Source organism: Kosakonia sp. N21, from assembly GCF_050587465.1.
In the GTDB taxonomy this organism is placed as follows: domain Bacteria; phylum Pseudomonadota; class Gammaproteobacteria; order Enterobacterales; family Enterobacteriaceae.
In genome coordinates this window covers 23,878-46,992 of sequence record NZ_JBOBHR010000001.1, presented here as the reverse complement: position 1 = coordinate 46,992, position 23,115 = coordinate 23,878, and the positions used below count along the sequence as shown (strand labels likewise).

Annotated in this window: 19 protein-coding genes; 7 read left to right on the top strand and 12 right to left on the bottom strand. The window is 56.0% G+C overall.

The features are described 5' to 3' along the window. Positions 1-32: 32 nt before the first annotated feature. Positions 33-836: an inositol-1-monophosphatase gene (suhB, locus tag ACQ3G7_RS00215; protein WP_430888418.1), complete on the top strand. Its 804-nt coding sequence runs from the start codon at positions 33-35 to the stop codon at positions 834-836. 48 nt (positions 837-884) lie between these two features. Here the strand turns inward: suhB and ACQ3G7_RS00210 are convergent, their stop codons facing one another. Next, positions 885-1,865 (bottom strand): nickel/cobalt transporter, encoded by a 981-nt coding sequence (locus ACQ3G7_RS00210; protein WP_430888417.1) that lies wholly within the window; start codon positions 1,863-1,865, stop codon positions 885-887. After that, the gene (locus tag ACQ3G7_RS00205) at positions 1,856-2,494 is read right to left on the bottom strand and encodes a DUF1007 family protein (RefSeq protein WP_430888416.1); all 639 of its coding nucleotides are present in this window, start codon (positions 2,492-2,494) and stop codon (positions 1,856-1,858) included. Before ACQ3G7_RS00205 ends, ACQ3G7_RS00210 begins: the two co-directional genes overlap by 10 nt. Before the next feature lie 125 nt (positions 2,495-2,619). Between ACQ3G7_RS00205 and csiE the strand changes: the two genes are divergently transcribed. Continuing rightward, complete coding sequence (gene csiE, locus ACQ3G7_RS00200; RefSeq protein WP_430888415.1) at positions 2,620-3,897, top strand: stationary phase inducible protein CsiE; 1,278 nt, start codon at positions 2,620-2,622, stop codon at positions 3,895-3,897. Between the two features lies 1 nt (position 3,898). Here the strand turns inward: csiE and ACQ3G7_RS00195 are convergent, their stop codons facing one another. Both ACQ3G7_RS00195 and rcnR read right to left on the bottom strand, forming a co-directional pair. Next, on the bottom strand, positions 3,899-5,050 hold the full coding sequence (locus tag ACQ3G7_RS00195; RefSeq protein WP_430888414.1) for a 3-phenylpropionate MFS transporter: 1,152 nt from the start codon (positions 5,048-5,050) through the stop codon (positions 3,899-3,901). A gap of 82 nt (positions 5,051-5,132) precedes the next feature. Then, positions 5,133-5,405, bottom strand: a complete 273-nt coding sequence (rcnR, locus tag ACQ3G7_RS00190; protein ID WP_061493691.1) for a Ni(II)/Co(II)-binding transcriptional repressor RcnR — start codon at positions 5,403-5,405, stop codon at positions 5,133-5,135. Between the two features lie 142 nt (positions 5,406-5,547). Here rcnR and ACQ3G7_RS00185 point away from each other — a divergent pair, with 142 nt between their 5' ends. After that, positions 5,548-6,435 (top strand): nickel/cobalt efflux protein RcnA, encoded by an 888-nt coding sequence (locus ACQ3G7_RS00185; protein WP_430888413.1) that lies wholly within the window; start codon positions 5,548-5,550, stop codon positions 6,433-6,435. A 47-nt stretch (positions 6,436-6,482) separates the two neighbouring features. Here the strand turns inward: ACQ3G7_RS00185 and glyA are convergent, their stop codons facing one another. Next, positions 6,483-7,736: a serine hydroxymethyltransferase gene (gene glyA, locus ACQ3G7_RS00180; RefSeq protein WP_074778700.1), complete on the bottom strand. Its 1,254-nt coding sequence runs from the start codon at positions 7,734-7,736 to the stop codon at positions 6,483-6,485. A gap of 313 nt (positions 7,737-8,049) precedes the next feature. Between glyA and hmpA the strand changes: the two genes are divergently transcribed. After that, complete coding sequence (hmpA, locus tag ACQ3G7_RS00175; protein ID WP_430888880.1) at positions 8,050-9,243, top strand: NO-inducible flavohemoprotein; 1,194 nt, start codon at positions 8,050-8,052, stop codon at positions 9,241-9,243. A gap of 38 nt (positions 9,244-9,281) precedes the next feature. Here hmpA and glnB read toward each other — a convergent pair whose 3' ends face one another. The 5 genes from glnB to purL form a co-directional block, all read right to left on the bottom strand. Next, entirely contained in the window at positions 9,282-9,620 is a 339-nt protein-coding gene (glnB, locus tag ACQ3G7_RS00170; RefSeq protein WP_002438074.1) for a nitrogen regulatory protein P-II, read from the bottom strand. A gap of 74 nt (positions 9,621-9,694) precedes the next feature. Next, a complete protein-coding gene (gene glrR / locus ACQ3G7_RS00165; RefSeq protein WP_430888412.1) occupies positions 9,695-11,032 on the bottom strand; it encodes a two-component system response regulator GlrR in 1,338 nt (445 codons plus the stop codon). Further along, positions 11,029-11,763 carry a two-component system QseEF-associated lipoprotein QseG gene (gene qseG / locus ACQ3G7_RS00160; protein WP_430888411.1) on the bottom strand — a complete coding sequence of 245 codons (735 nt, stop codon included), beginning with the start codon at positions 11,761-11,763 and terminating at the stop codon, positions 11,029-11,031. The genes glrR and qseG overlap by 4 nt, the downstream gene beginning before the upstream one ends. Further along, positions 11,764-13,197, bottom strand: coding sequence for a two component system sensor histidine kinase QseE/GlrK (qseE, locus tag ACQ3G7_RS00155; RefSeq protein WP_430888410.1), 1,434 nt, complete (start codon positions 13,195-13,197; stop codon positions 11,764-11,766). A gap of 547 nt (positions 13,198-13,744) precedes the next feature. Continuing rightward, the gene (gene purL, locus ACQ3G7_RS00150; protein WP_263099769.1) at positions 13,745-17,632 is read right to left on the bottom strand and encodes a phosphoribosylformylglycinamidine synthase; all 3,888 of its coding nucleotides are present in this window, start codon (positions 17,630-17,632) and stop codon (positions 13,745-13,747) included. Positions 17,633-17,904: 272 nt separating this feature from the next. Here purL and mltF point away from each other — a divergent pair, with 272 nt between their 5' ends. Continuing rightward, positions 17,905-19,464, top strand: coding sequence for a membrane-bound lytic murein transglycosylase MltF (gene mltF / locus ACQ3G7_RS00145; RefSeq protein WP_430888409.1), 1,560 nt, complete (start codon positions 17,905-17,907; stop codon positions 19,462-19,464). Positions 19,465-19,479: 15 nt separating this feature from the next. Here mltF and tadA read toward each other — a convergent pair whose 3' ends face one another. Beyond that, a complete protein-coding gene (gene tadA, locus ACQ3G7_RS00140; protein WP_263099767.1) occupies positions 19,480-19,989 on the bottom strand; it encodes a tRNA adenosine(34) deaminase TadA in 510 nt (169 codons plus the stop codon). A gap of 51 nt (positions 19,990-20,040) precedes the next feature. After that, entirely contained in the window at positions 20,041-20,676 is a 636-nt protein-coding gene (gene yfhb, locus ACQ3G7_RS00135; protein ID WP_263099766.1) for a phosphatidylglycerophosphatase C, read from the bottom strand. Between the two features lie 185 nt (positions 20,677-20,861). Between yfhb and ACQ3G7_RS00130 the strand changes: the two genes are divergently transcribed. Together ACQ3G7_RS00130 and ACQ3G7_RS00125 are read left to right on the top strand one after the other, a co-directional pair. Continuing rightward, positions 20,862-22,112 (top strand): MFS transporter, encoded by a 1,251-nt coding sequence (locus ACQ3G7_RS00130; protein WP_430888879.1) that lies wholly within the window; start codon positions 20,862-20,864, stop codon positions 22,110-22,112. A 123-nt stretch (positions 22,113-22,235) separates the two neighbouring features. Then, the gene (locus ACQ3G7_RS00125; RefSeq protein ID WP_263099765.1) at positions 22,236-23,084 is read left to right on the top strand and encodes a MurR/RpiR family transcriptional regulator; all 849 of its coding nucleotides are present in this window, start codon (positions 22,236-22,238) and stop codon (positions 23,082-23,084) included. Positions 23,085-23,115: the final 31 nt, after the last annotated feature.

The following is a 23,115-nucleotide window of genomic DNA, read 5'->3' as shown; positions in this document are numbered from 1 at the left end:
TTCCGTTCTTTAACATCCAGTGAGAGAGACCGATGCATCCGATGCTGAACATCGCCGTGCGTGCTGCGCGCAAGGCGGGTAATTTAATTGCCAAAAACTACGAAACCCCTGACACCGTAGAAACCAGCCAGAAAGGCAGCAATGATTTCGTGACTAACGTTGATAAAGCCGCCGAAGCGGTGATTATTGACACCATCCGCAAATCTTACCCGCAACACACCATCATCACTGAAGAGAGTGGTGAGCACGAAGGCGCTGACCAGGATGTACAATGGGTTATCGATCCACTGGATGGCACCACCAACTTCATCAAACGTCTGCCGCACTTCGCGGTATCTATCGCTGTTCGTATTAAAGGCCGCACTGAAGTCGCGGTGGTTTACGATCCGATGCGCAACGAACTGTTCACCGCCACTCGCGGCCAGGGCGCACAGCTCAACGGTTACCGTCTGCGTGGCAGCACTGCCCGCGATCTGGATGGCACCATCCTGGCGACCGGCTTCCCGTTCAAAGCCAAACAGCACGCCACTACCTATATGAATATCGTTGGCAAACTGTTCACCGAATGCGCCGATTTCCGCCGCACCGGTTCCGCTGCGCTGGATCTGGCCTACGTTGCCGCAGGTCGCGTTGATGGTTTCTTTGAGATCGCGCTGAAGCCGTGGGATTTTGCTGCCGGCGAACTGCTGGTGCGTGAAGCGGGCGGTCTGGTGTGTGATTTCACTGGCGGTCATAACTATATGATGACCGGCAACATCGTCGCCGGTAACCCGCGTGTGGTGAAATCCATGCTGGCGAATATGCGCGAAGAACTGAGCGACGCGCTGAAACGCTAACGCATTGATTGATAGCCCGACGGCGCTACGCGTATCGGGCTATCAACCTCAAAAGGGGCGTAAACCGCCGCCCGGTGGTAATGCACTGACCCACATCACTCCCGCCGCACAAACCAATAGCACGCCCCCGGCCAGCGCCAGTGTCGTCCAGCCAACCTGCCGCCACAGCGATGGAGCCTGATTGCCGCTGAGTTTTACCGCCAACTGGCGAAAGCCATGCACCAACAACGCCAGCGAACTGATGGTCAGCGACGTACCCGCCGCCATTGCCAGCGCAGAAGCAACCCCCCAGGCAAACACGCCAATCACCTTACTGAACAGCAGCACCATAATCGCCCCGGAACAGGGCCGCATGCCCATCGACAAGACGATGACCAGCCGTGCACGCCAGTCCTCGCCACGTTGCAGTTGCGACGGCGAAGGGAGATGGTGATGCCCGCAGCCACAGCTTTCATGATGCACATGATGCGGGGTAAAAGACCGGAACACCGGCTTTTTCAGCAGCGTACGCAGTTGCTTTACGGCCCGCCAGCACAGCAGCACACCCAGTGCGCCAACCAGCAGATAACTGCCCTTTTCCAGCCAGTAGCCGCTCAAATGCAACTGACGTGCAGGCAGCGCCAGTATGCTTAACACGACGACCACCAGCACAATCGCCACCAGTCCCTGTAATAAAGAAGACGCCAGCGTCAGCGCAATACCCGATTTCAGTTTCGATGGATGGGTCGCCAGCCAGGTAGTGATCACCACTTTGCCATGCCCTGGCCCCAGCGCATGCAGCACGCCATAGACAAAACTGAACAGCAGCAGCGAGCCGCCCGTTTTGCCGGGGTTTTCCGCCACGCTTTTTAGCAGGCCGCTCATCTGCATATTCACATCGCGCTGCCAGACCACGCTTTTTACCATCACCTGCGGCCAGGCTTGCCACAGCCAGAACGCGCCAGCCACGGCGCACAATACAAAGAGCGCCAACGGCCACCAGTGCAGCAAGCGCCGTTTGCGCAGCGTGCTTGCCGGGATTACTGACATGCCAGCGTCACCGTCTGCGCGAATTGTTTACCCAGTTGCATGTCTTCCTCCGGGGCATCTTCTTTGTCCAGCGACTGGGCATAATTCAACACCTCTTCGCCAGGTTTCGGGGTATGCACCGCCACGTTGCATGACGTTTGCAGCGCGCCGGGCAGCGAAGCATCGCTATCGTGCTCGTAACTCATGTCCACATAATAGGTGGGATCGAAGGTAGCAAACGTGTATGTCTGACCGTGAAGAGGTTGCGGTTGTGCGAGAGGCAGAATAAATGTCAACACCGCCTGATGCCCCTCCCGCTCCATACCGTATTCCGTGGGTCGGTTGAGAAACTTCACCTTCTGCCCACCGTGCCACACTTCGGTAAAATAGTGCTGACCTAATACGTTAGCCATGACTTCCGCCGCCAGTTTTTTCCAGATTTCCTCACCGGGTTTCGCATTCCCCGCGTCGTACAACAAATCCGCCGAGGTGATCTCATCCATCGTCCAGCGCATTTTCAGGCCGGTAAACTGCCCGTTGTCGGCTAACACTTCTGTTTTCAGGCGGATAAAGCTATGGGGGTGCGCCGCCACTGAGAATGATAAAAGCGCGAGAAAAACACCCCAGGCGCACTGTTTAACTACTTGCATGTATTCCTCACGTGAAAAATTCTGTGATGCTCTCCGGCAATCCTGAAGGAAAGAGCAGCGGCTGCGCTATCGCACAGCATAGCTTTAACTACGCTTATCAAACACCCCTAACTGGAATCTGACAGATGACAATTGTAATGACGCCCCCATCTGCGCTCTCCAGTCCGCAGCGACGCTGCCAGGTACTGCTGATGCTGGCGCTGCCGGGGCAGCATGTCACCATGGAACATATCAGTGCCATGAATGGCGTGGATGACCATGTAGCACGCCAGGATCTTGCCGAGACCGAAAACGAGATCCACCGCTACCATCGGCTTTCCATCGTGTCGCAGCATAACGGCGGCTACCGGATTGAAGGTGCAACGCTGGATCAGCGTTTATGCCTGCTGCACTGGCTGCGGCGCGCACTCCGGCTCTGCCCGCAATTTATCACGCAGCATTTTACCCCGGCGTTAAAAACCGCGCTCAGGCAGCAAGGGATCGCCAGAACCCTGTATGACGATACCAATTTACGCGCGTTAATTAATCTGTGTGCCCGCCGCCTGCAACGCTCCTTTGAGTGCCGGGATATACAATTTTTGCGTCTCTATCTGCAATATTGCTTATTGCAAAACCACCATGGACACACGCCGGAGTTCAACCCGGTGCAACAAAGCTGGACGCAGATGCGCGAGGAGTATCAGGTAGCGCAAGATATTGTCCGCCACTGGCGGCGGCGTGTGATCGCGCATCCGCAGGAGAGTGAGCATCTGTTCCTGTCGCTGTTATTTATGATGGTGCGGATCCCCGACCCTCTGCGCGACAGCCATCACCAGGATCGGCGGCTACAACAGGCTATCAACCGGATGATTGTCCGTTTTCGCGATCTGGCGGGCCTGCGCTTTAGTGATGAGCAAGGACTCACCGCACAGCTCTATATCCATCTGGCGCAGGCGCTGGATCGCAGCCTGTTTGGCATCGGCATTGATAACAGTCTGCCGGAGGAGATCCATCAACTCTACCCGCGCTTGATGCGCACGACCCGCAGCGCGTTGCAAGAGTTGGAAGAGGAGTACAGTCTGCGTTTCAGCGATGAAGAAGCCGGTCTGGTAGCGGTGATTTTCGGTGCCTGGCTGATGCAGGAGAGCGATTTACATGAAAAGCAGGTGGTGTTAATTACCGGCGAAGACAGTGCGCGGGAACAGGAAATAGAGCAACAGCTACGTGAATTAACGCTGCTGCCGCTCACGATTAACTATCTGCCACTGGCTGAGTTTCGCCAGCAAGGCGCACCGCGCGATGTCACATTGATTATCACGCCGTACACCACGCCGCTACCGCTCTTTTCGCCACCGCTGATCCACACCGATGGTCCATTAAGCGCTCAGCAACAGCAGCATATTCGCGCCATGCTGGAGTGCTAACCTAACTGGCGACGGACTGCTGCGCGGAGACTCTCGGTCGCAAGAAGATGGCCGGGATCGCCAGCAGCGCCATCACCCAGAACAGCCCCTGATGCAGATGCTCAAACAAGAACCCGGCAATCATGGTCATCAATGCAATGCTGCCCCCCATCGCAACGGCGGAGTAGACCGCCTGCAAACGGATCACTTCGCTGCCCTTGCGCGCCGAGATATAACGCATGCCCGCCAGGTGGCACACGGTGAAAGTTCCACAGTGCAGGATTTGCGCGACAATCAACCAGGGTAAGTCGGTGGTCCAGCCCATCAGGCTCCAACGCACCAGCCCGGAAAATGCGGAAAGCAGCAACAAGTCGCGCGCGCTGAAGCGACGGAACAGACGATTGCTGAGCGTGAAGATGATCACTTCCGCGACCACGCCCAACGACCAGAGGTAACCCACTGTCGAAGCGGAATACCCGGCAGATTGCCAGTAGATCGCGCTAAAACCGTAATAGGCGGCATGAGCGCCTTGCAGCAAGGAGACGCAGGCGAGAAAACGCCAGTTCTGGACAATCAATTGACGCCATGCCTGCCAGCCAGCACCTTCCTGATGGCGCTGTTCACCCTGCGGTAAGACGGAGGGCCGCAGCAGCATGCCCAGCAGCATGGATGCCACGCCAAGCGTCAGCATCGCCAGAACCGCCCGATAGTCATACAGACTCACCAGCTTACCGGTCAGCGCAGAGCCAATCACAAAAGCAATCGATCCCCAGACCCTGACGCGGCCATAGTCCATGGGGAATTGTTTTTGCCAGGTACCGGCCAGTGCGTCGGTCAGCGGCACCAGCGGCGAGAAGAAGAGGTTAAAGCCCACAATCACCACCGTCAGCCAGGCCACGTGGCTGCCCGCATAAAAGGCAAGCGCAAACAGACATGTCACCAGCGCCAGCACACGCAACGCAGTAATCAGACGGGACGGATCGCTAACGCGTGGCGCAATAAGCAGACTACCCAGGAAACGCGCCACCAGGCCTGCGCCCAGCAACATACCGATGATTTCCGGGGTTAACCCCACGCCTTTGAGCCAGACGCTCCAGAAAGGTAAGAAAATGCCGTAGCTGAAAAAGTAGGTGAAATAAGCGAGCGCCAGCCAGCGCGTGGACTGCAGAACCATGATTTCCTCCTGAATGGAGGCGATAGTCTGGCGGCAAATAGCCGGGCTGGCAAGTAACAATCAGATAACAAGGCGTGGCGGACTAGCGGATGTAAGAATCCAGCACGCTTAACACGACATCCAGGTCTGCTTCGCGCTTAATTTCATCGCTTTCATGGACGATATGATCGGTCAGGTGCCCTTTGATCACTTCGCGCATTAAGCCATTGACCGCACCGCGGATAGCCGCGATTTGCTGCAAAACCTGCGCGCATTCATGCGGTTCGTCGAGCATTTTTTTCAGCGCAACCACCTGCCCTTCTATTTTGCTCGCCCGCGCTTTTAGCTTTCGTTTATCCCGAATGGTGTGCGACATACCGACCTCAGTTTCATCGTGCGTAACTGACGATAGCATACCATGCATCAACTGGGGGGGAGTTTATTTCTACTGGGGGGTAGTATTTTTTACTGGGGGGGAGTAGATTTAAACGCACAAAATGTTACCGAAAATTATTCTCATGAATGACTTCACCATACTTTTACAGCAAGGGAACGCCTGGTTTTTTATTCCCAGCGCTATTCTGCTCGGCGCCCTGCATGGCCTGGAGCCAGGGCATTCAAAGACCATGATGGCAGCGTTTATTATCGCTATCAAAGGCACGGTTAAACAGGCCATCATGTTAGGGCTGGCGGCCACGGTCTCTCATACCGCGGTAGTCTGGCTGATCGCATTGGGTGGGATGTTTATCAGCCAGAAATTTACCGCGCAGTCGGTGGAACCTTGGCTGCAAATGATCTCCGCCGTGGTGATCCTCGGTACTGCAACGTGGATGTTCTGGCGGACATGGCAAGGGGAAAACGCCCGACGCGCGGGGCATCACCACCACGATCATCATGACGATCATCATCATCATCATGACGACCACGCTCCTCAGCCGCGTGGGTTAATCTTTCAGCCACAACTGTCTGCGGTGCGTGCACAGCCAACGATCCTCGCCATGCGAAGCGCAGCAAAACAGGAAGAGGAGTACCAGGATGCGCATGAACGGGCGCACGCCCGGGATATTGAGCGTCGTTTCAACGGTGGAGAAGTCACCAACGGACAGATTCTGCTGTTCGGCCTGACCGGAGGTTTGATCCCGTGCCCGGCGGCCATCACCATTCTGCTTATCTGTATTCAGCTTAAAGCGCTGACGTTAGGCGCCACGATGGTGGTCTGTTTCAGTATTGGCCTGGCATTGACGCTGGTCGCCGTCGGCGTGGGCGCGGCAGTCAGCGTACAGCAGGCGGCAAAACGCTGGTCCGGCTTTAATACGCTGGCGCGTAAAGCCCCCTACTTTTCCAGTGCATTGATCGCAGCCGTAGGGATTTATATGGGCATCCACGGTTACGCCGGGCTGCAATAAGACGTAAAAAAGCCCCTTTCGGGGCTTTCGTTTGACTCAACTGAAACTTATGCGTAAACCGGGAAGCGAGCGCAGATATCCAGCACTTTCTGTTTGGTGCGTTCAATCACCGCTTCGTCATTGATGCTATCCAGCACGTCGCACATCCAGCCAGCCAGCTCTTTCACTTCCGCTTCTTTGAAGCCGCGACGGGTTACCGCCGGGCTACCGATACGGATACCGGAGGTGACAAACGGGCTTTTAGGATCGTTCGGTACGCTGTTTTTGTTAACGGTGATGTTAGCGCGGCCCAGCGCGGCATCCGCTTCTTTACCGGTCAGGTTTTTATCCACCAGATCCAGCAGGAACAGGTGATTATCCGTACCGCCGGACACCACTTTGTAACCCCGGCTCAGGAACACTTCCACCATCGCTTTGGCGTTTTTCGCGACCTGCTGCTGGTAGGTTTTGAACTCCGGCTCCATCGCTTCTTTCAGCGCCACCGCTTTACCGGCAATCACGTGCATCAGCGGGCCGCCCTGGCCGCCAGGGAACACAGCAGAGTTCAGTTTTTTGTACAGCTCTTCGCTGCCGCCTTTCGCCAGGATCAAACCACCGCGCGGGCCAGCCAGCGTTTTGTGGGTCGTGGTGGTCACCACGTGCGCATGCGGAACCGGGTTCGGGTAAACGCCTGCGGCAACCAGACCAGCGACGTGCGCCATATCCACAAACAGGTATGCACCGATGCTGTCAGCGATTTCACGCATTTTTGCCCAGTCAACCACGCCGGAATAAGCCGAGAAACCACCGATGATCATTTTCGGTTTGTGTTTCTGCGCCTGCGCGTTCAGGTCGTTGTAATCAATATGACCGGTTTCATCGATGCCGTAAGGCACGATGTTATACAGTTTACCGGAGAAGTTAACCGGGGAACCGTGAGTCAGGTGACCACCGTGCGCCAGGTTCATACCCAGTACGGTATCGCCCGGCTCCAGCAGAGAGGTGTACACCGCGAAGTTCGCCTGTGAACCTGAATGCGGCTGGACGTTGGCATAATCAGCGCCGAACAGCTCTTTTGCACGGTCGATCGCCAGTTGCTCAACGATGTCGACATATTCACAACCGCCGTAGTAGCGTTTACCCGGGTAACCTTCGGCGTATTTGTTCGTCAGCTGAGAACCCTGAGCCTGCATTACACGCGGGCTGGTGTAGTTTTCGGAGGCGATCAGTTCAATGTGTTCTTCCTGACGTACTTTTTCCTGCTCCATAGCCTGCCACAGTTCGGCATCATAATCGGCAATGTTCATTTCACGCTTTAACATCCGCATCTCCTGACTCAGCTAACAAAAACAACTCTAAATGAGGGCCCAATTTGGGGAACGGCTCACAGTATAACTGATTAATATCCTGATAACAGGTCTTGACAAAGGTTTTTACGCAAACGATTGGCTCCGCGCCAGGCAAGGGTTTGAGCGATAACGGACTTCACCATTTAAGCGGATTTCTTTTCAGGTTTGTGATGCAACTTATTCACGATGCAAATCCCTTTACATGGCCCGCTCTTTACAAGGCTGTGCGCTGCGCTATAAGATGCATTTAAAATACAACTTTAAATAGTCATCGCTAAAGGAAGCCATAATGCTCGACGCTCAAACCATCGCTACGGTCAAAGCCACCCTTCCCCTGCTGGCCGCCACCGGACCTAAACTCACCGCACATTTTTACGACCGGATGTTCAGCCACAACCCGGAACTGAAAGAGATCTTTAATATGAGTAATCAGCGCAATGGCGACCAGCGTGAAGCGCTGTTCAACGCGATTGCCGCTTATGCCAGCAATATCGATAACCTCGCGGCATTGCTGCCCGCTGTCGAAAAGATCGCGCAGAAACACACCAGTTTTCAGATCCAGCCGGAGCAGTACAACATTGTCGGCGAGCACCTGCTGGCAACGCTGGATGAAATGTTCAGCCCGGGACAAGAGGTACTGGATGCCTGGGGTAAAGCCTATGGTGTACTGGCTGGGGTGTTTATTCATCGCGAAGCGCAGATTTACCATGAGCACGCGGAAAAACAGGGCGGTTGGCAAGGAACACGCGCGTTCCGCTTGCTGGAGAAAACCCCGCAGAGCGCATTAATCACCAGTTTTGAATTCGCACCGGTAGACGATCAGCCGGTCGCGGCTTACCAGCCGGGGCAATATCTTGGCATCTGGCTGAAGCCGGAAGGTTTTGCTCATCAGGAAATCCGTCAGTACTCACTGACCCGCCAGCCGAACGGGAAGAGCTACCGCATTGCCGTGAAACGCGAAAGCGGCGGGCAGGTTTCAGAGTGGCTGCATGATAAAGCCCAACCGGGTGATGTGGTGCACCTGGCCGCGCCAGCGGGGGATTTCTTTATGGATGTGTCTGCTGAGACCCCGGTCACGTTGATCTCCGCAGGTGTAGGGCAAACCCCGATGCTGGCAATGCTGAACAGTCTTGCCGCCTCTCAACACAGCGCACAGGTAAACTGGTTCCATGCCGCCGACAATGGCCTGGTTCACGCTTTCGCCGATGAAGTCAGCAAACTGGGATCATCACTGGATCGCTTCTGTCAGCATGTCTGGTATCGCCAACCGGAAGCGGCAGATCGGAGTGCGGGTCGTTTTAACAGCGAAGGTTTAATGGATTTAACGCAACTGGAAGGGAAATTCAGCGACCCGATGATGCAGTTTTACCTCTGCGGACCGGTTGGATTTATGCAGTTTGCCGCTCAGCAACTGTTGACGCTCGGCGTTGACAAAACGAATATCCACTACGAATGCTTTGGGCCGCATAAGGTGCTGTAAGCGGGCATTCCCTCACCCGGCAGGGTGAGGGAGCAACATCAGATTGCCGCGTCGTCTTCTTCGCCGGTACGGATACGCACCACGCGCGCAACGTCAAAGACAAAGATTTTGCCGTCGCCGATCTTGCCAGTCTGCGCCGTGCGGATAATGGTATCCACGCAGGTATCAACAATGTCATCGGTGACCACAATTTCAATTTTCACTTTCGGCAGAAAGTCCACCATGTATTCCGCGCCGCGGTAAAGTTCTGTGTGGCCTTTCTGGCGACCAAAACCTTTCACTTCGGTCACCGTCATCCCGGTGATGCCGACTTCCGCCAGTGCTTCACGCACATCATCCAGTTTGAAAGGTTTAATAATCGCATCAATCTTTTTCATGGTCGGTCCTTAAACGCTCTTGCCAGTCTGCTGCATCGTAATCGGTTGCTCACAGTATCATACTCACCGCGCCATTACTCCTTAAAGTCGTTGGCGTCCAGCTCATGTCGCGAGAGTAATTTGTAAAATTCAGTACGGTTGCGCCCCGCCATCCGCGCGGCGTGGGTGACATTACCTTTGGTGATTTGCAACAGTTTACGCAGGTAGTTAAGTTCAAACTGGTTACGCGCTTCAACAAAGGTGGGCAACGCCGTGTTTTCCCCTTCCAGCGCCTGTTCAACCAGCGCATCGCTGATCACCGGTGAGGATGTCAGCGCCACGCACTGCTCAATCACGTTCACCAGCTGGCGCACATTGCCCGGCCAGCTCGCGGTCATCAGCCGTTTCATGGCATCGGTGGAGAAGGCGCGAACAAAGGGTTTGTGGCGATCCGCTGACTGGCGCAGCAGATGGTTCGCCAGTAGCGGAATATCTTCCGCGCGCTCCGCCAGTGCCGGGATTTTGAGGTTCACAACATTCAGACGGTAGAACAAGTCTTCGCGAAACTCACCGCGCTCCATCGCTTTCGGCAGGTCGCGGTGGGTGGCGGAAATAATACGCACATTAATATCAATATCGCGATTGCTGCCCAGTGGGCGGACTTTGCGCTCCTGCAGCACACGCAGCAATTTCACCTGCAACGGAATCGGCATATCGCCAATTTCATCAAGAAACAGCGTGCCGCCTTCCGCCGCCTGAAACAGCCCTTCGCGGCTACTGACCGCGCCGGTAAACGCCCCACGCGCATGACCAAACAGTTCCGACTCCAGCAATTGCTCCGGTAACGCGCCGCAGTTGATGGCGATAAACGCGCGTTTACTGCGAGGACTGGCGTTGTGGATCGCCTGCGCGAGGATCTCCTTCCCGGTCCCGCTTTGCCCGTTGATCAGCACGCTGACATCGGACTGCGCCACCATTCGTGCCTGCTCCAGCAAGCGCAGCATCACCGGGCTACGGGTAACAATGCTTTCACGCCACTGATCGTCTGTGGCCGAACCGCTGTGCTCCAGCGCCTCATCAATGGCTTTATACAACGCGTCTTTATCCACCGGTTTGGTGAGAAAGCTAAAGACGCCCTGCTGCGTAGCCGCCACCGCATCCGGTATTGAGCCATGCGCCGTCAGGATAATCACCGGCATGCCAGGCTGAACGCGCTGGATCTCAGCAAACAGTTGCATGCCATCCATCTCATCCATGCGCAGATCGCTTATCACCAGATCGACCTTTTCCCGCGCCAGAATGCGCAATCCTTCCTGCCCGCTCTCGGCGGTGACAATGCTGTACCCCTCGCTGGTCAGGCGCAACCCCAGCAGCTTCAACAGACCCGGGTCGTCATCCACCAGCAGTAAATGGGCAGGTTTGCGACTTGTCATGGTTTTACATCCTCCTGATTCCCGTCGTTTTTCGACGGGCGCGTGCTATCCGGCAGATCGGCTGGTGCGGGCTTACGCGTGGAAAGCCGCCGTTCGATATCAGTCAGCGTCTCCAGCTTGCGCGTGGTGGTTTCCAGTTGCTCACGTAAAAATTGCTGCTGCTGGCGTAACGTATCCAGCTCGCTATCGGTGGATTGTTGCAGTTTGCTGTAGCGACTGCGCTCTTCTGACAGTTGTAACTGCAACATTTCGCTATCGCGCCAGAGCTGGAACAGCGGGCGAACCTGCGCCGGGATGGTCGGGCTTACAGCATCCAGCCGGGTGGTGTAATCACGCCGTTCAAGCGGTGTGATTTTAGCGCTGGAGAGCAAAATGCCACGGCGGAATGTCGCGGACCAGTTATCGTCCGTCCAGGAACGCGCTTCAGCACGGGCCGCCGCCGGTGCCAGACGCTGTGCGCAGTCCATCGCGCGCAGCCAGTAAAGCGGGTTGGTGTCGACATGCGGGCCTGACAACAGCCAGATGTCATCACAGTCTGTTGAGAGAAAATCCGCCAGTTGGTGCTCAGGGAGTCGTTCTTCCTGGCCATCCTGGATAGCGCTTTGTGGCTTTTGCGCCACGCATCCGGCCAGCAACAGGCAAGGAAACGCACGAAGCCATTTATTGTGCGGTGACACCGCGTTCATTACGCGGGAAAAAACATGCGACATACTTACCAGGTCCAGGTTCATTTAATCTATTTTTACCGGCACATTGAGCGGTAACTCAATACGGAAACAGACATCGGCTTCGCTATCGGTTGCCAGATACAATTCGCCCTGCATACGACGAATACAATCTCTGGCAATGCTAAGCCCTAACCCGCTGCCTTTTACCGCCCCTTTTCGTTGATGGCTGCCCTGAAAAAAGGGCTCGAAGATCATGCTGCGTTCTGCTTCAGGGATAGGCGTACCGGTATTTGCCACGTCAATAAAGAGCCGCGCGCCGGCAGTATAGCTGTGCAGATAAATGTTACCGGATTCAGCGCCATAGTGCACCGCGTTAGAGTAGAGATTATCCAGCACGCTCATCAGTAACATCGGTTCAGCCTGGCAGGTCGCGACGTCGAGCGTGACCCCGGTATGCATCATTTTAGCTCGCGCCGGCAAACTGTGAGCAGAGATAACCATGTCCACCAGCGGCGCGATCTCCACCTCTTCCAGCTCAACCGCACCGTCGGCAAGCTTGCGGTTATAGTCCAGTAATTGCTCAATGAGTTTTTGCAGATTGCGGCTGCTGGCATCGAGGATCTCAACCACCTCTTTCTGTTCCACCGTTAGCGGCCCCACCACTTCATCGGCAAGCAGCTCCGTGCCTTCGCGCATACTGGCGAGCGGGGTTTTAAGCTCATGCGACAGATGGCGTAAAAACTGATGACGCTGAGACTCCAGCCACGCCAGCCTTTCACTGAGCCAGATAATGCGTTCACCCACATAGCGCAGCTCGCGCGGGCCTTTAAACACCACGGTATGACCAAGCGATCGCCCTTCCCCCAGGCGGTTGATCATCCGTTCAATCCCCTTCACCGGGCCGATGATCATACGGGTAAACAGCAACACCAGGCCGAGACTGACCATAAACAACACCAGCGCCTGCCAGCCAAAAAACTGGCCGCGTTCGGCGATTTCCAGCTGTAATTGCTGACCCCGGGAGAACACCACCGCGCGGGTGGATTGCACCATTTCGGTGTTTGCGGCGGCAAAGGCTTCCAGCCGCTCGGAGGCTGAAGCGGAAGGACCGCTGTTTTTACACTGCAATTGGGCGAGATCGTTCAGATCCTGGCGTAGCGCCTGGTAGAGCTTATCATCCGGCAGCACGCCCGCATGGGCATCCAGCATTTCGCTATAACGTTTACGCTGATTTTGATACACCCGCGCCAGCGTGGCGTCGTCGAGCACGCAATACTGGCGGTAACTGCGCTCCATTTCCAACGCCGCGTTGGTCATGGCTTCGCTGCGACGCGCGTCAATAAGTGTTGTGCGGTTGGTTTGCAATGCCTGGGCGCTGAGGGCGTTCAGGCTTTGCCACGCCTGCCAGGCCAGCACCAGCAGCGGTAATAAAATCAACAGAAACGCCATCATCACCAACTGGCGCAGCGAGCGGGGGAAAATAAGCCAACGTTTCAACGCAATGCTCTCGCAAGAAAAGATACAGGGATGCTAGCTGAGTAACGCGCCGGGGGAAAGCCAGAAACAACAAAGCCGGGCATAAGCCCGGCTCTGTTATGAAATTAGGCGGTGCCTAACTCGACGTTTCGCCCGAAGCCTGATAAAGCAAAGCAATTATCAGCAGGTGGACGGCAGGCACCTTTGAGTGCGTCATTCGAAGTTTATGTAGCACGTCCCGAAGGGGCTGACATAAGGAAGCTGAATGAGCCACTGCGTAATATTATGCACGTATTATGCCAATGCACAAACATATAATTTAACTAATTGATTTTTAATCATTTTATATTTATCGCACGCGACGGTAAGATGTTTATCTTTTCAGCGCACTGTCGCTGTTTAACAACACCCGAATAGCATTAAAAATAATTTCTTATTATTCATATAATTAAATGTCTCCATTTGGAGACACTCAGAAAAAGCCATTGTCGGGAAATGCCGACACTTTTCAACAGGCAATAAAAAAGCCTCCGCCACAAAGGCCGGAGGCTTTACGCTTCGCGCGAACTTAGCCCAACTGTTTACGGGCGTTACGGAAAATACGCATCCACGGGCTATCTTCACCCCAGTTTTCCGGATGCCAGGAATTAGACACCGTACGGAATACGCGCTCCGGGTGCGGCATCATAATCGTCACGCGACCGCTTTCATTCGTGACCGCCGTAATGCCGTTCGGGGAGCCGTTCGGGTTCGCCGGGTAAGTCTGCGTTACCTTGCCGAAGTTATCGACGTAGCGCAGCGCCACCAGCCCTTTGCTTTCCAGCGCCGCAAGATGAGCGTCGTCGCGCACTTCCACACGACCTTCACCGTGAGACACGGCGATGGGCATGTGCGATCCCACCATGCCACCGAGCAACAATGACGGGCTCTGCGTCACTTCCACCAGGCTGAAACGCGCTTCGAAACGATCGGAGTGGTTACGCACAAAGCGTGGCCACAGTTCGCTGCCCGGGATTAACTCGCGCAAGTTGGACATCATCTGGCAACCGTTACATACGCCCAGTGCCAGCGTCTGCGGACGGTGGAAGAAGGTTTCGAACTCGTCGCGTACGCGGTCGTTAAACAGGATTGATTTCGCCCAGCCTTCGCCCGCGCCCAGTACGTCACCGTAAGAGAAGCCGCCACACGCGACCAGCGCATGGACGTTTTCCAGCCCGGTGCGCCCGGCCAGCAGGTCGCTCATATGCACATCGATAGCATCAAAACCCGCGCGGTGGAACGCTGCCGCCATCTCAACATGCGAGTTCACGCCCTGCTCACGCAGCACTGCCACTTTCGGGCGCGCGCCTGTGGCAATAAACGGCGCAGCGATATCTTCGTTAATGTCGAACGACAGTTTTACATTCAGGCCCGGATCGTTGTCATTGGCTTTCGCGTCATGCTCCTGATCCGCACACTCCGGGTTATCACGCAGGCGCTGCATCTGCCAGGTGGTTTCCGCCCACCACATACGAAGCGTCGTGCGGCTCTCGCTGAACACCGCCTGACCATCGGCTTCGATGACAAAGCGATCGCCGGATACGGCATTGCCCAGGTAATGAACGCAATCGCCCAGACCGTATGTCGCCAGCACGCTTTCCACCGCTTCGCGGTCGCCCGCGCGCACCTGGATCACCGCGCCCAGTTCTTCATTAAACAGCGCTGCCAGACGATCGCCGCCCAGGGAAGCGATGTTCACATTCACACCGCAGTGACCCGTAAAGGCCATTTCCGCCAGCGTCACCAGCAGACCACCGTCGGAACGATCGTGGTAAGCCAGCAGTTTGCCCGCCGCAACCAGTGCCTGAATGGCATCATAGAAGCCTTTCAGTTGCTCAACGTTACGCACATCGGCTGGCTTGTCGCCCAGTTGACGATAAACCTGCGCCAGCGCCGTTGCGCCCAACGCATTGTTGCCGTTGCCCAGATCGATAAGCAACAGGGCGTTATCTTCGGTGGAGAGCTGCGGCGTTACCGTATGACGTACATCTTCCACGCGGGCAAAGGCAGTGATCACCAGCGACAGCGGCGAGGTCATCTCACGCTGTTCATTTCCTTCCTGCCAGCGGGTTTTCATCGACATGGAGTCTTTGCCCACCGGAATGGTCAGCCCCAGCGCCGGGCAAAGCTCTTCGCCCACCGCTTTCACTGCGGCGTACAGGCCCGCGTCTTCGCCAGGGTGCCCTGCCGCCGCCATCCAGTTTGCAGACAGCTTAATGCGTTTGATGTTGCCAATCTGCGTTGCCGCGATATTGGTCAATGCCTCCCCCACAGCCAGACGCGCGGAAGCGGCGAAATCCAGCAGCGCAACCGGCGCACGTTCGCCCAGCGCCATCGCTTCGCCATAGTAGCTATCAAGGCTGGCGGTGGTCACCGCACAGTTCGCCACCGGGATCTGCCACGGCCCGACCATCTGATCGCGGGCGACCATACCGGTTACCGTGCGGTCACCAATGGTCACAAGGAAGGTTTTTTCCGCCACGGTCGGCAAATGCAGCACGCGGTTCACTGCGTCTGCAACCGAAATGCCCTGTGTCGTAAACGCATCGCCGGTCGCCTGACGGGTCTCAACATTGCGGGTCATCTTCGGCGTTTTGCCCAACAGCACATCCAGCGGCATGTCGATCGGTTGATCGTTAAAGTGGTTGTCGTTCAGCGTCAGGTGCTGCGCTTCGGTCGCTTCGCCGATCACCGCATACGGCGCACGTTCGCGGCGACACAGCTCATCAAACAGCGCCAGTTGATCGGCGGCAACCGCCAGCACATAGCGTTCCTGTGATTCGTTACACCAGATCTCCAGCGGGCTCATACCCGGCTCATCGCTGAGAATGTCACGCAGTTCAAAACGACCGCCGCGACCACCGTCGCTGACCAGCTCTGGCATGGCATTGGACAGACCGCCCGCGCCCACGTCATGAATAAAGAGGATCGGGTTGGCATCGCCCAGTTGCCAGCAACGGTCAATCACTTCCTGGCAACGACGCTCCATTTCCGGGTTGTCGCGCTGAACAGAAGCAAAATCCAGATCCGCATCAGACTGGCCAGACGCCATAGAGGACGCCGCGCCGCCGCCCAGACCGATATTCATCGCCGGGCCGCCGAGGACGATCAGTTTCGCACCAACGGTGATCTCACCTTTTTGTACGTGATCGGCACGAATGTTACCGATCCCGCCCGCCAGCATGATCGGTTTGTGGTAGCCGCGCAGCTCTTCGCCGTTGTGGCTGTTCACTTTCTCTTCATAGGTACGGAAATAACCGTTCAGCGCCGGGCGACCAAATTCGTTGTTAAACGCCGCGCCGCCCAGTGGGCCATCGGTCATGATATCCAGCGCGGTAACAATACGCTCCGGCTTACCAAAATCTTCTTCCCAGGGCTGTTCAAAACCCGGAATACGCAGGTTGGAAACGGAGAAACCCACCAGGCCCGCTTTCGGCTTCGCGCCGCGACCGGTTGCCCCTTCGTCACGGATTTCACCGCCAGATCCGGTCGCGGCACCCGGCCACGGAGAGATCGCCGTCGGGTGGTTATGGGTTTCCACCTTCATCAGAATATGTGCCGGTTCCTGGTGGTAATCGTAACGGCCTTCACCGCGATCGGCGAAGAAACGGCCAACAGCGGAACCTTCCATCACTGCGGCGTTGTCTTTATAAGCAGACAAAACGAAATCCGGCGTTTTCTCGAAGGTATTTTTAATCATTTTAAACAGCGACTTCGGCTGCTGCTTGCCATCAATCACCCAGTCGGCGTTGAAGATTTTGTGGCGGCAGTGCTCGGAGTTCGCCTGGGCGAACATATAGAGTTCGATATCGTTCGGGTTGCGCCCCAGACGGGTAAAGGCGTCTTGCAGATAGTCAATTTCATCGTCTGCCAATGCCAGGCCAAGACGCAGGTTGGCGTCGATCAGCGCCTGGCGGCCTTCACCCAGTAAGTCGACGCTTTGTACCGGCGCTGGCTGATGGTGTTCAAACAGGCGTTCAGCGTCCGCCTGCGAAGTGAATACGCTCTCCATCATGCGGTCGTGCAGTTCTGCCGCGACCTCAGCCCACTGGGCGTCCGTCAGACCGGCTGCATCAACATAGTACGCAACGCCACGTTCAAGGCGGTTGATCTTATTAAGACCACAGTTGTGCGCAATATCGGTGGCTTTGGAAGACCAGGGAGAGATGGTGCCAGGACGAGGAGTGACGAGCAGTAAGGTTCCGGTTGGGGTATGGCTGCTCAGGCTCGGGCCATATTTCAACAGGCGCTGGAGCCGGGCGTACTCTTCTTCGGTCAGTGTGTCGTTCAGATCGGCGAAGTGAGCATACTCGGCGTAAATATTACTGACCGGGAGGTTGGCCGCCTGAAAACGCGCCAGCAGTTTGTTGATACGAAAAGCGGACAATGCAGGCGAACCACGCAGAATTTCCATCATAAGTCTCTCGTCTTCGATTACGAAGCGTCGGGGACGCTTTAAGTGTGCACCAGGGGAAAACGGGCGTCATTATAGAGAATCCTGAGCGCCTACGAAACCGTTTGCGTCGAAATAAAATCAGCCCGGATTTTTGACAATAGCTGCCGCCGACCACTCTAATTAGTTGCCAACTGGCGTTTTGTTGCGCAAAATGCCGCTCAATCACAGACAAACCTTGTTGTTATCATGACGGCCATCTGCTGAGGCAAAGTACGGCGCAGAGAATTAACTGATTGAAAAAATTTAAGATTAATTATCTGCTCATCGGCATTGTCACCCTGCTGCTGGCAGCGGCCCTGTGGCCCTCTATTCCCTGGTTCGGCAAAGCCGATAACCGCATCGCGGCGATCAAAGCCCGCGGGGAGTTGCGCGTCAGTACCATTGCCTCGCCGCTCACCTATTCCCGCGTGGACGGTAAATCCTACGGCCTGGATTACGACCTGGCGCAGCATTTCGCCGACTATCTGGGCGTGAAGCTCAAAGTCACCGTCCGCCAGAATATCAGCCAGTTATTTGACGATCTCGACCATGATGATGCAGATATGCTCGCAGCGGGGCTGGTGTACAACAGCGAACGCATCAAAAACTACCAGACCGGCCCGGTTTACTACTCCGTTTCTCAGCAACTGGTTTACCGGGTTGGCAGCCCTCGCCCGCGCACACTGCAATCCGTTAACGCCAGCCAATTGACCGTCGCACCAGGGCATGTGGTGATCGACGATCTCCGCGCCTTAAAAGAGAAAAAATACCCGGATTTAAGCTGGACGGTGGATGAGAAGCTCGGCACCAATGCGTTGATGGAACAGGTGCTGGAAGGCAAAGTGAGTTACACCATTGCCGACTCGGTGGCGATAAGCCTGTTCCAGCGGGTGCACCCGGAGCTGGCTGTCGCACTGGATGTGACCGATGAACAGCCGGTCACCTGGTTCAGCAAGCGCGATGACGACAACACTCTGTCAGCCGCCATACTGGATTTCTTCAATAATATGAATGAAGACGGCACCCTCGCGCGGCTGGAAGAGAAATATCTTGGGCACGGCGAAGACTTTGACTACGTGGATACACGCACCTTCCTGCGCGCCGTCGATAGCGTACTGCCCGACCTGCAACCGATGTTTGAGAAATATGCCCAGCAGATCGACTGGCGTCTGCTGGCGGCCATCTCCTACCAGGAGTCACACTGGGACTCTCAGGCCACCTCGCCAACCGGGGTGCGCGGCCTGATGATGCTGACAAAAAATACGGCGCAGAGCTTAGGCTTAAGCGATCGTACCGATGCGGAACAGAGCATTAGCGGCGGCGCGCGCTACTTGCTGGATATGATGAGCAAAGTGCCGGACAGCGTACCGCAGGATGAGAAAATCTGGTTTGCGCTGGCGGCCTACAATATGGGTTATGCGCATATGCTGGATGCCCGCGCGCTGACGGCGAAAACCAAAGGCAACCCCGATAGCTGGGCCGATGTCAAACAGCGTCTGCCGCTACTGAGCCAGAAACCCTGGTACAGCAAACTGACCTACGGCTACGCCCGCGGGCATGAAGCGTATGCTTATGTGGAGAACATCCGTAAGTATGAAATCAGCCTGGTGGGCTACCTGCTTGAGAAAGAGAAAGAAGCGGCCAAAGCGCTAAAGCTGGCGCAGAGTTACCCGGCGGTTTCAACGGATGAACTGAACCGCCCTTCCTACGGCATACTGCCCTTTAGCGCCTTTACCACCAGCGATCCTTTCCCGCGCAACCCACTGCTGACGCCGGATACGCTGGTAAAAAACCCGCTGAAAGTGAACCGGTAAAGCACTTTACTTGCCCTACTGTTCGGGTGAATCAGAGGGCGTTTTTTTCAGCGCTTTTTTCTCCTGCCGACGCTGGCGGAAAAAGTCGCTCAGCATTGCCGCACACTCATCGCGCAGCACCCCTTCGGTGATCTCCACCCGGTGGTTCATTCCCGGGTGATGCAGCACATCCATCAGCGAACCTGCCGCGCCGGTTTTCGCATCCCGCGCACCAAATACCAGATGACCAATGCGGCTATGCACCATTGCTCCGGCGCACATCACGCAGGGCTCCAGCGTGACATAGAGCGTGGTGTCGATCAGGCGGTAGTTTTGCAGCACCAGCCCCCCCTGACGCAATGCCATGATCTCCGCATGCGCCGTGGGATCGTGACGGCCAATCGGCCGGTTCCAGCCTTCGCCAATCACCCGGTCGTTATGCACCAGTACCGCGCCAACGGGCACTTCGCCTTCTTCCCATGCACGTTTCGCCAGCGTCAGCGCATAGCGCATCCAGTAGTCATGGTTCAGTTCAGGATTGGACAAAGGGGAAAACTCCAGTGATTCAGGCGGGCGCATTATACAGCCCTTCGCTGTTTATTCCAGTTGCTGTAACTCACCGCGCGGCGTCACGCGCCAGCGGTGCTGGCAAAAATAGAGCAACGGGTTGTCCTGCTTGCTGTCGCTGTAACCGCTATACAGACGCAGCGGCGTACCGATTTTTCGCTCCAGTTGCGCCACTTTCTCGTGCCCCAGACAGCGCATCGTTAGCACCCATCCGCCATAACGACGGTTGATTTGACTGGCAATCACATTCACCTGCGGCAACCAGGGTGTATCGAAATAGACTTGCTCCACCAACGGTTGCGGCGAGCCCGTGATCAGCCAGATATCTGCATCAGAAGCGGTAAGGTACTGGGTCAGCCGCGACTGCACCACCGGAAACGCCGTCACGTGCTCGCGAAACCAGCGGACAAACTGCTGCTCACGCTTTTTCAGTTGGCGCTCGCTGTGACCAAAGGTGCAGCCCCACAACAGCAGGCTCATTGGCCAGCGGGCTGCGCGCCCTTTAATCAATAACGCGCCAGCAATCACCGGCAACAGTGGCAGCACCAGCAAGGCATTCAACGGCTGGTGGCGCAACAGATAACGTAAAAACGTACCGAACATATCCTGCTGGTGCAGTGTTCCGTCAAGATCAAAAAATACGACGCGGCGCTCGCTGGTAGCCAAATGTTGTCCCTCTGCCTGGTTAAACGCCGACCGCCATTTCTCCTCTTCTGGCGATCGCTATTAGAGATAGCCTAACAGATAGAACCTGACTTTTCCGTTAACAAGGCACCTGCAATAAAAAGCAGCTATTTCGTTACGCCACAGATGCTCTACACTGCTTTATCTTTCCAGGAACCGTTGTGACCATGAATTCGCATACCAAAACGATGCGCGCCTTTAGCTCTGCCCCTTTTCGACATCTGTTCTTTGCCCGCCTGTTCACCGTACTGGGTAACGGTATCGCACCGATTGCACTGGCCTTTGCGGTACTGGACATCGGCGGTTCCGCCGCCGATTTGGGCATCGTCGTGGCGGCGCGATCTGTTTTTAATGTCGCCTTCTTGTTGGTCGGCGGTGTGCTGGCGGATCGCTATTCTCGCAGCCTGGTGCTGGTTTCGTCCTCGGTTGTTGCGGCGATATCGCAAGCGGTTGTCGCCTGGTCCGTGCTGGACGGCAGCGCATCGGTCATCAGCCTTGCCTTGTTAGGTACCCTGAATGGCGCTGCCGCAGGTATTGCGCTACCGGCTTCCTCCGCGTTAGTGCCCCAGACGGTGCCTGCCCATAACCTGCGCGAAGCCAATGCGTTAATCCAATTAGGTATTTACAGTGGGACAGTGGTTGGCGCTTCGCTGGGCGGGATCCTGACCAGTGCCGTCGGGCCTGGCTGGGGGCTGGCGATTGATGCGCTGGGCTTCGCCGCTTCGGCACCGCTCTATTACTGGATCCGTACCGGCGTCACGCAAATCGCCGCTGCGCAAACTAACATTTTGCAGGATCTGCGCGACGGCTGGAAAGAGTTCGCCAGCCGCACGTGGGTCTGGTCCATTGTCGTTCAGTTCACCATTATCAATGCCGCATTTAGTGGCGTGGTGATGGTTCTCGGCCCGATCATTGCCGATGCTTCATTTGGTCGTACCCAGTGGGGGATCATGGTGGCGGCACAAAGCGTCGGGTTGATTGCGGGTTCATTCCTGGCATTGCGCTGGCGTCCGCGTCGCGACCTGTTTATTGGCGTGATGCTGGTGTCGTTGTGCGCGCTGCCTATTTTCCTGCTAGGGCAGATTGCGCCCACACCGTGGCTTATCGCGGCATTTTTTATCGCGGGCGTCACTTTCGGTCTGTTCGGCGTGGCCTGGGCGCAGTCGCTGCAAACCCATATACCGCCAGAAAAACTGGCGCGCGTCTATGCGTACGACGCAATGGGATCGTTTATTGCGATTCCGGTTGGTGAACTGGCCGCCGGGCCGCTGGCCATGCATTACGGCAGCAGTAATGTATTAATGGCGTCAGCGGGGGCGGTGGCCATCGCGACGTTTGCTGCCAGCCTGATCCCGGCCATTCGTCAGCTCGATAATTCGGCCAAGGTGAAAAGACACGGCGCCGAAGGATCCACTTGATCGCTATCAAATGCCGGGTTGTGATACTTTGTCGTGAAAGAATTTTTAATTCATAATAATAATCAATGAATGGAATATTAAATTCTGTCTTTTGTATGAGTTGTGATTGCCTCCGGAGATCCTATGAACTGTTTAATTCGCATCCGTCAGCGCTATTCTGGCCTGGCGCAGAGCGATAAAAAGCTGGCGGAATTTCTGCTGGAAAACCCCGATCGCGCGCGCCATTTAAGTTCGCAACAGTTGGCTGCCGAAGCGGGCGTTAGCCAGTCGAGCGTCGTGAAATTCGCCCAGAAAATGGATTTCAAAGGATTTCCGGCGATGAAACTGGCCATCAGCGAAGCGCTGGCCAGCAACACCAATCCCTGGTCTGTGCCCGTGCATAACCAGATACGTGGCGACGATCCGCTGCGTGTGGTGGGTGAAAAACTGATCAAAGAGTACCAGAGCGCCATGCACGCCTCACTGGATGTCAACAGTGAAGAGAAGCTGCTGGAAAGCGTGCGGCTGCTGCGCGAGGCGCGGCGCATTATCCTGACCGGTATTGGCGCTTCCGGGTTGGTTGCCCGTAATTTCGGCTGGAAGTTGATGAAAATTGGTCTTAACGCCGTGGTGGAACAGGACATGCACGCCCTGCTGGCGACCGTGCAGGCAATGGATCCTGGCGATCTGCTGTTACCGGTTTCTTATTCCGGCGAACGGCGTGAAATCAATATGGCAGCCGATGAAACCCTGCGCGTGGGCGGTAAAATCCTCGCCATCACCGGCTTTACCCCCAACGCCCTGCAACAACGGGCGACGCATTGCCTTTACACCATCGCCGAAGAGCAGGCGACACGCAGCGCGGCCATCTCCTCCACCAGCGCGCAAATGATGCTGACAGACTTACTGTTTATGGCGCTGGTGCAGCAGGATCTGGAGCATGCGCCGGAACGCATTCGCCACAGTGAGGAGCTGGTAAAAAAACTGGTTTGAGCAGGGAATCATCGTATAATGCCCGCCCTGT

What these genes read in the sequence shown, in the direction of transcription:
- ACQ3G7_RS00195 (WP_430888414.1), bottom strand. Translation starts at nt 5,050, where the DNA reads ATGGTTCTGCAGTCCACGCGCTGGCTGGCGCTCGCTTATTTCACCTAC.
- ACQ3G7_RS00130 (WP_430888879.1), top strand. Translation starts at nt 20,862, where the DNA reads ATGAATTCGCATACCAAAACGATGCGCGCCTTTAGCTCTGCCCCTTTT.
- ACQ3G7_RS00205 (WP_430888416.1), bottom strand. Translation starts at nt 2,494, where the DNA reads ATGCAAGTAGTTAAACAGTGCGCCTGGGGTGTTTTTCTCGCGCTTTTA.
- qseG (WP_430888411.1), bottom strand. Translation starts at nt 11,763, where the DNA reads ATGAACCTGGACCTGGTAAGTATGTCGCATGTTTTTTCCCGCGTAATG.
- glrR (WP_430888412.1), bottom strand. Translation starts at nt 11,032, where the DNA reads ATGACAAGTCGCAAACCTGCCCATTTACTGCTGGTGGATGACGACCCG.
- csiE (WP_430888415.1), top strand. Translation starts at nt 2,620, where the DNA reads ATGACAATTGTAATGACGCCCCCATCTGCGCTCTCCAGTCCGCAGCGA.
- ACQ3G7_RS00210 (WP_430888417.1), bottom strand. Translation starts at nt 1,865, where the DNA reads ATGTCAGTAATCCCGGCAAGCACGCTGCGCAAACGGCGCTTGCTGCAC.
- glnB (WP_002438074.1), bottom strand. Translation starts at nt 9,620, where the DNA reads ATGAAAAAGATTGATGCGATTATTAAACCTTTCAAACTGGATGATGTG.
- purL (WP_263099769.1), bottom strand. Translation starts at nt 17,632, where the DNA reads ATGATGGAAATTCTGCGTGGTTCGCCTGCATTGTCCGCTTTTCGTATC.
- rcnR (WP_061493691.1), bottom strand. Translation starts at nt 5,405, where the DNA reads ATGTCGCACACCATTCGGGATAAACGAAAGCTAAAAGCGCGGGCGAGC.
- ACQ3G7_RS00125 (WP_263099765.1), top strand. Translation starts at nt 22,236, where the DNA reads ATGAACTGTTTAATTCGCATCCGTCAGCGCTATTCTGGCCTGGCGCAG.
- glyA (WP_074778700.1), bottom strand. Translation starts at nt 7,736, where the DNA reads ATGTTAAAGCGTGAAATGAACATTGCCGATTATGATGCCGAACTGTGG.
- ACQ3G7_RS00185 (WP_430888413.1), top strand. Translation starts at nt 5,548, where the DNA reads ATGAATGACTTCACCATACTTTTACAGCAAGGGAACGCCTGGTTTTTT.
- suhB (WP_430888418.1), top strand. Translation starts at nt 33, where the DNA reads ATGCATCCGATGCTGAACATCGCCGTGCGTGCTGCGCGCAAGGCGGGT.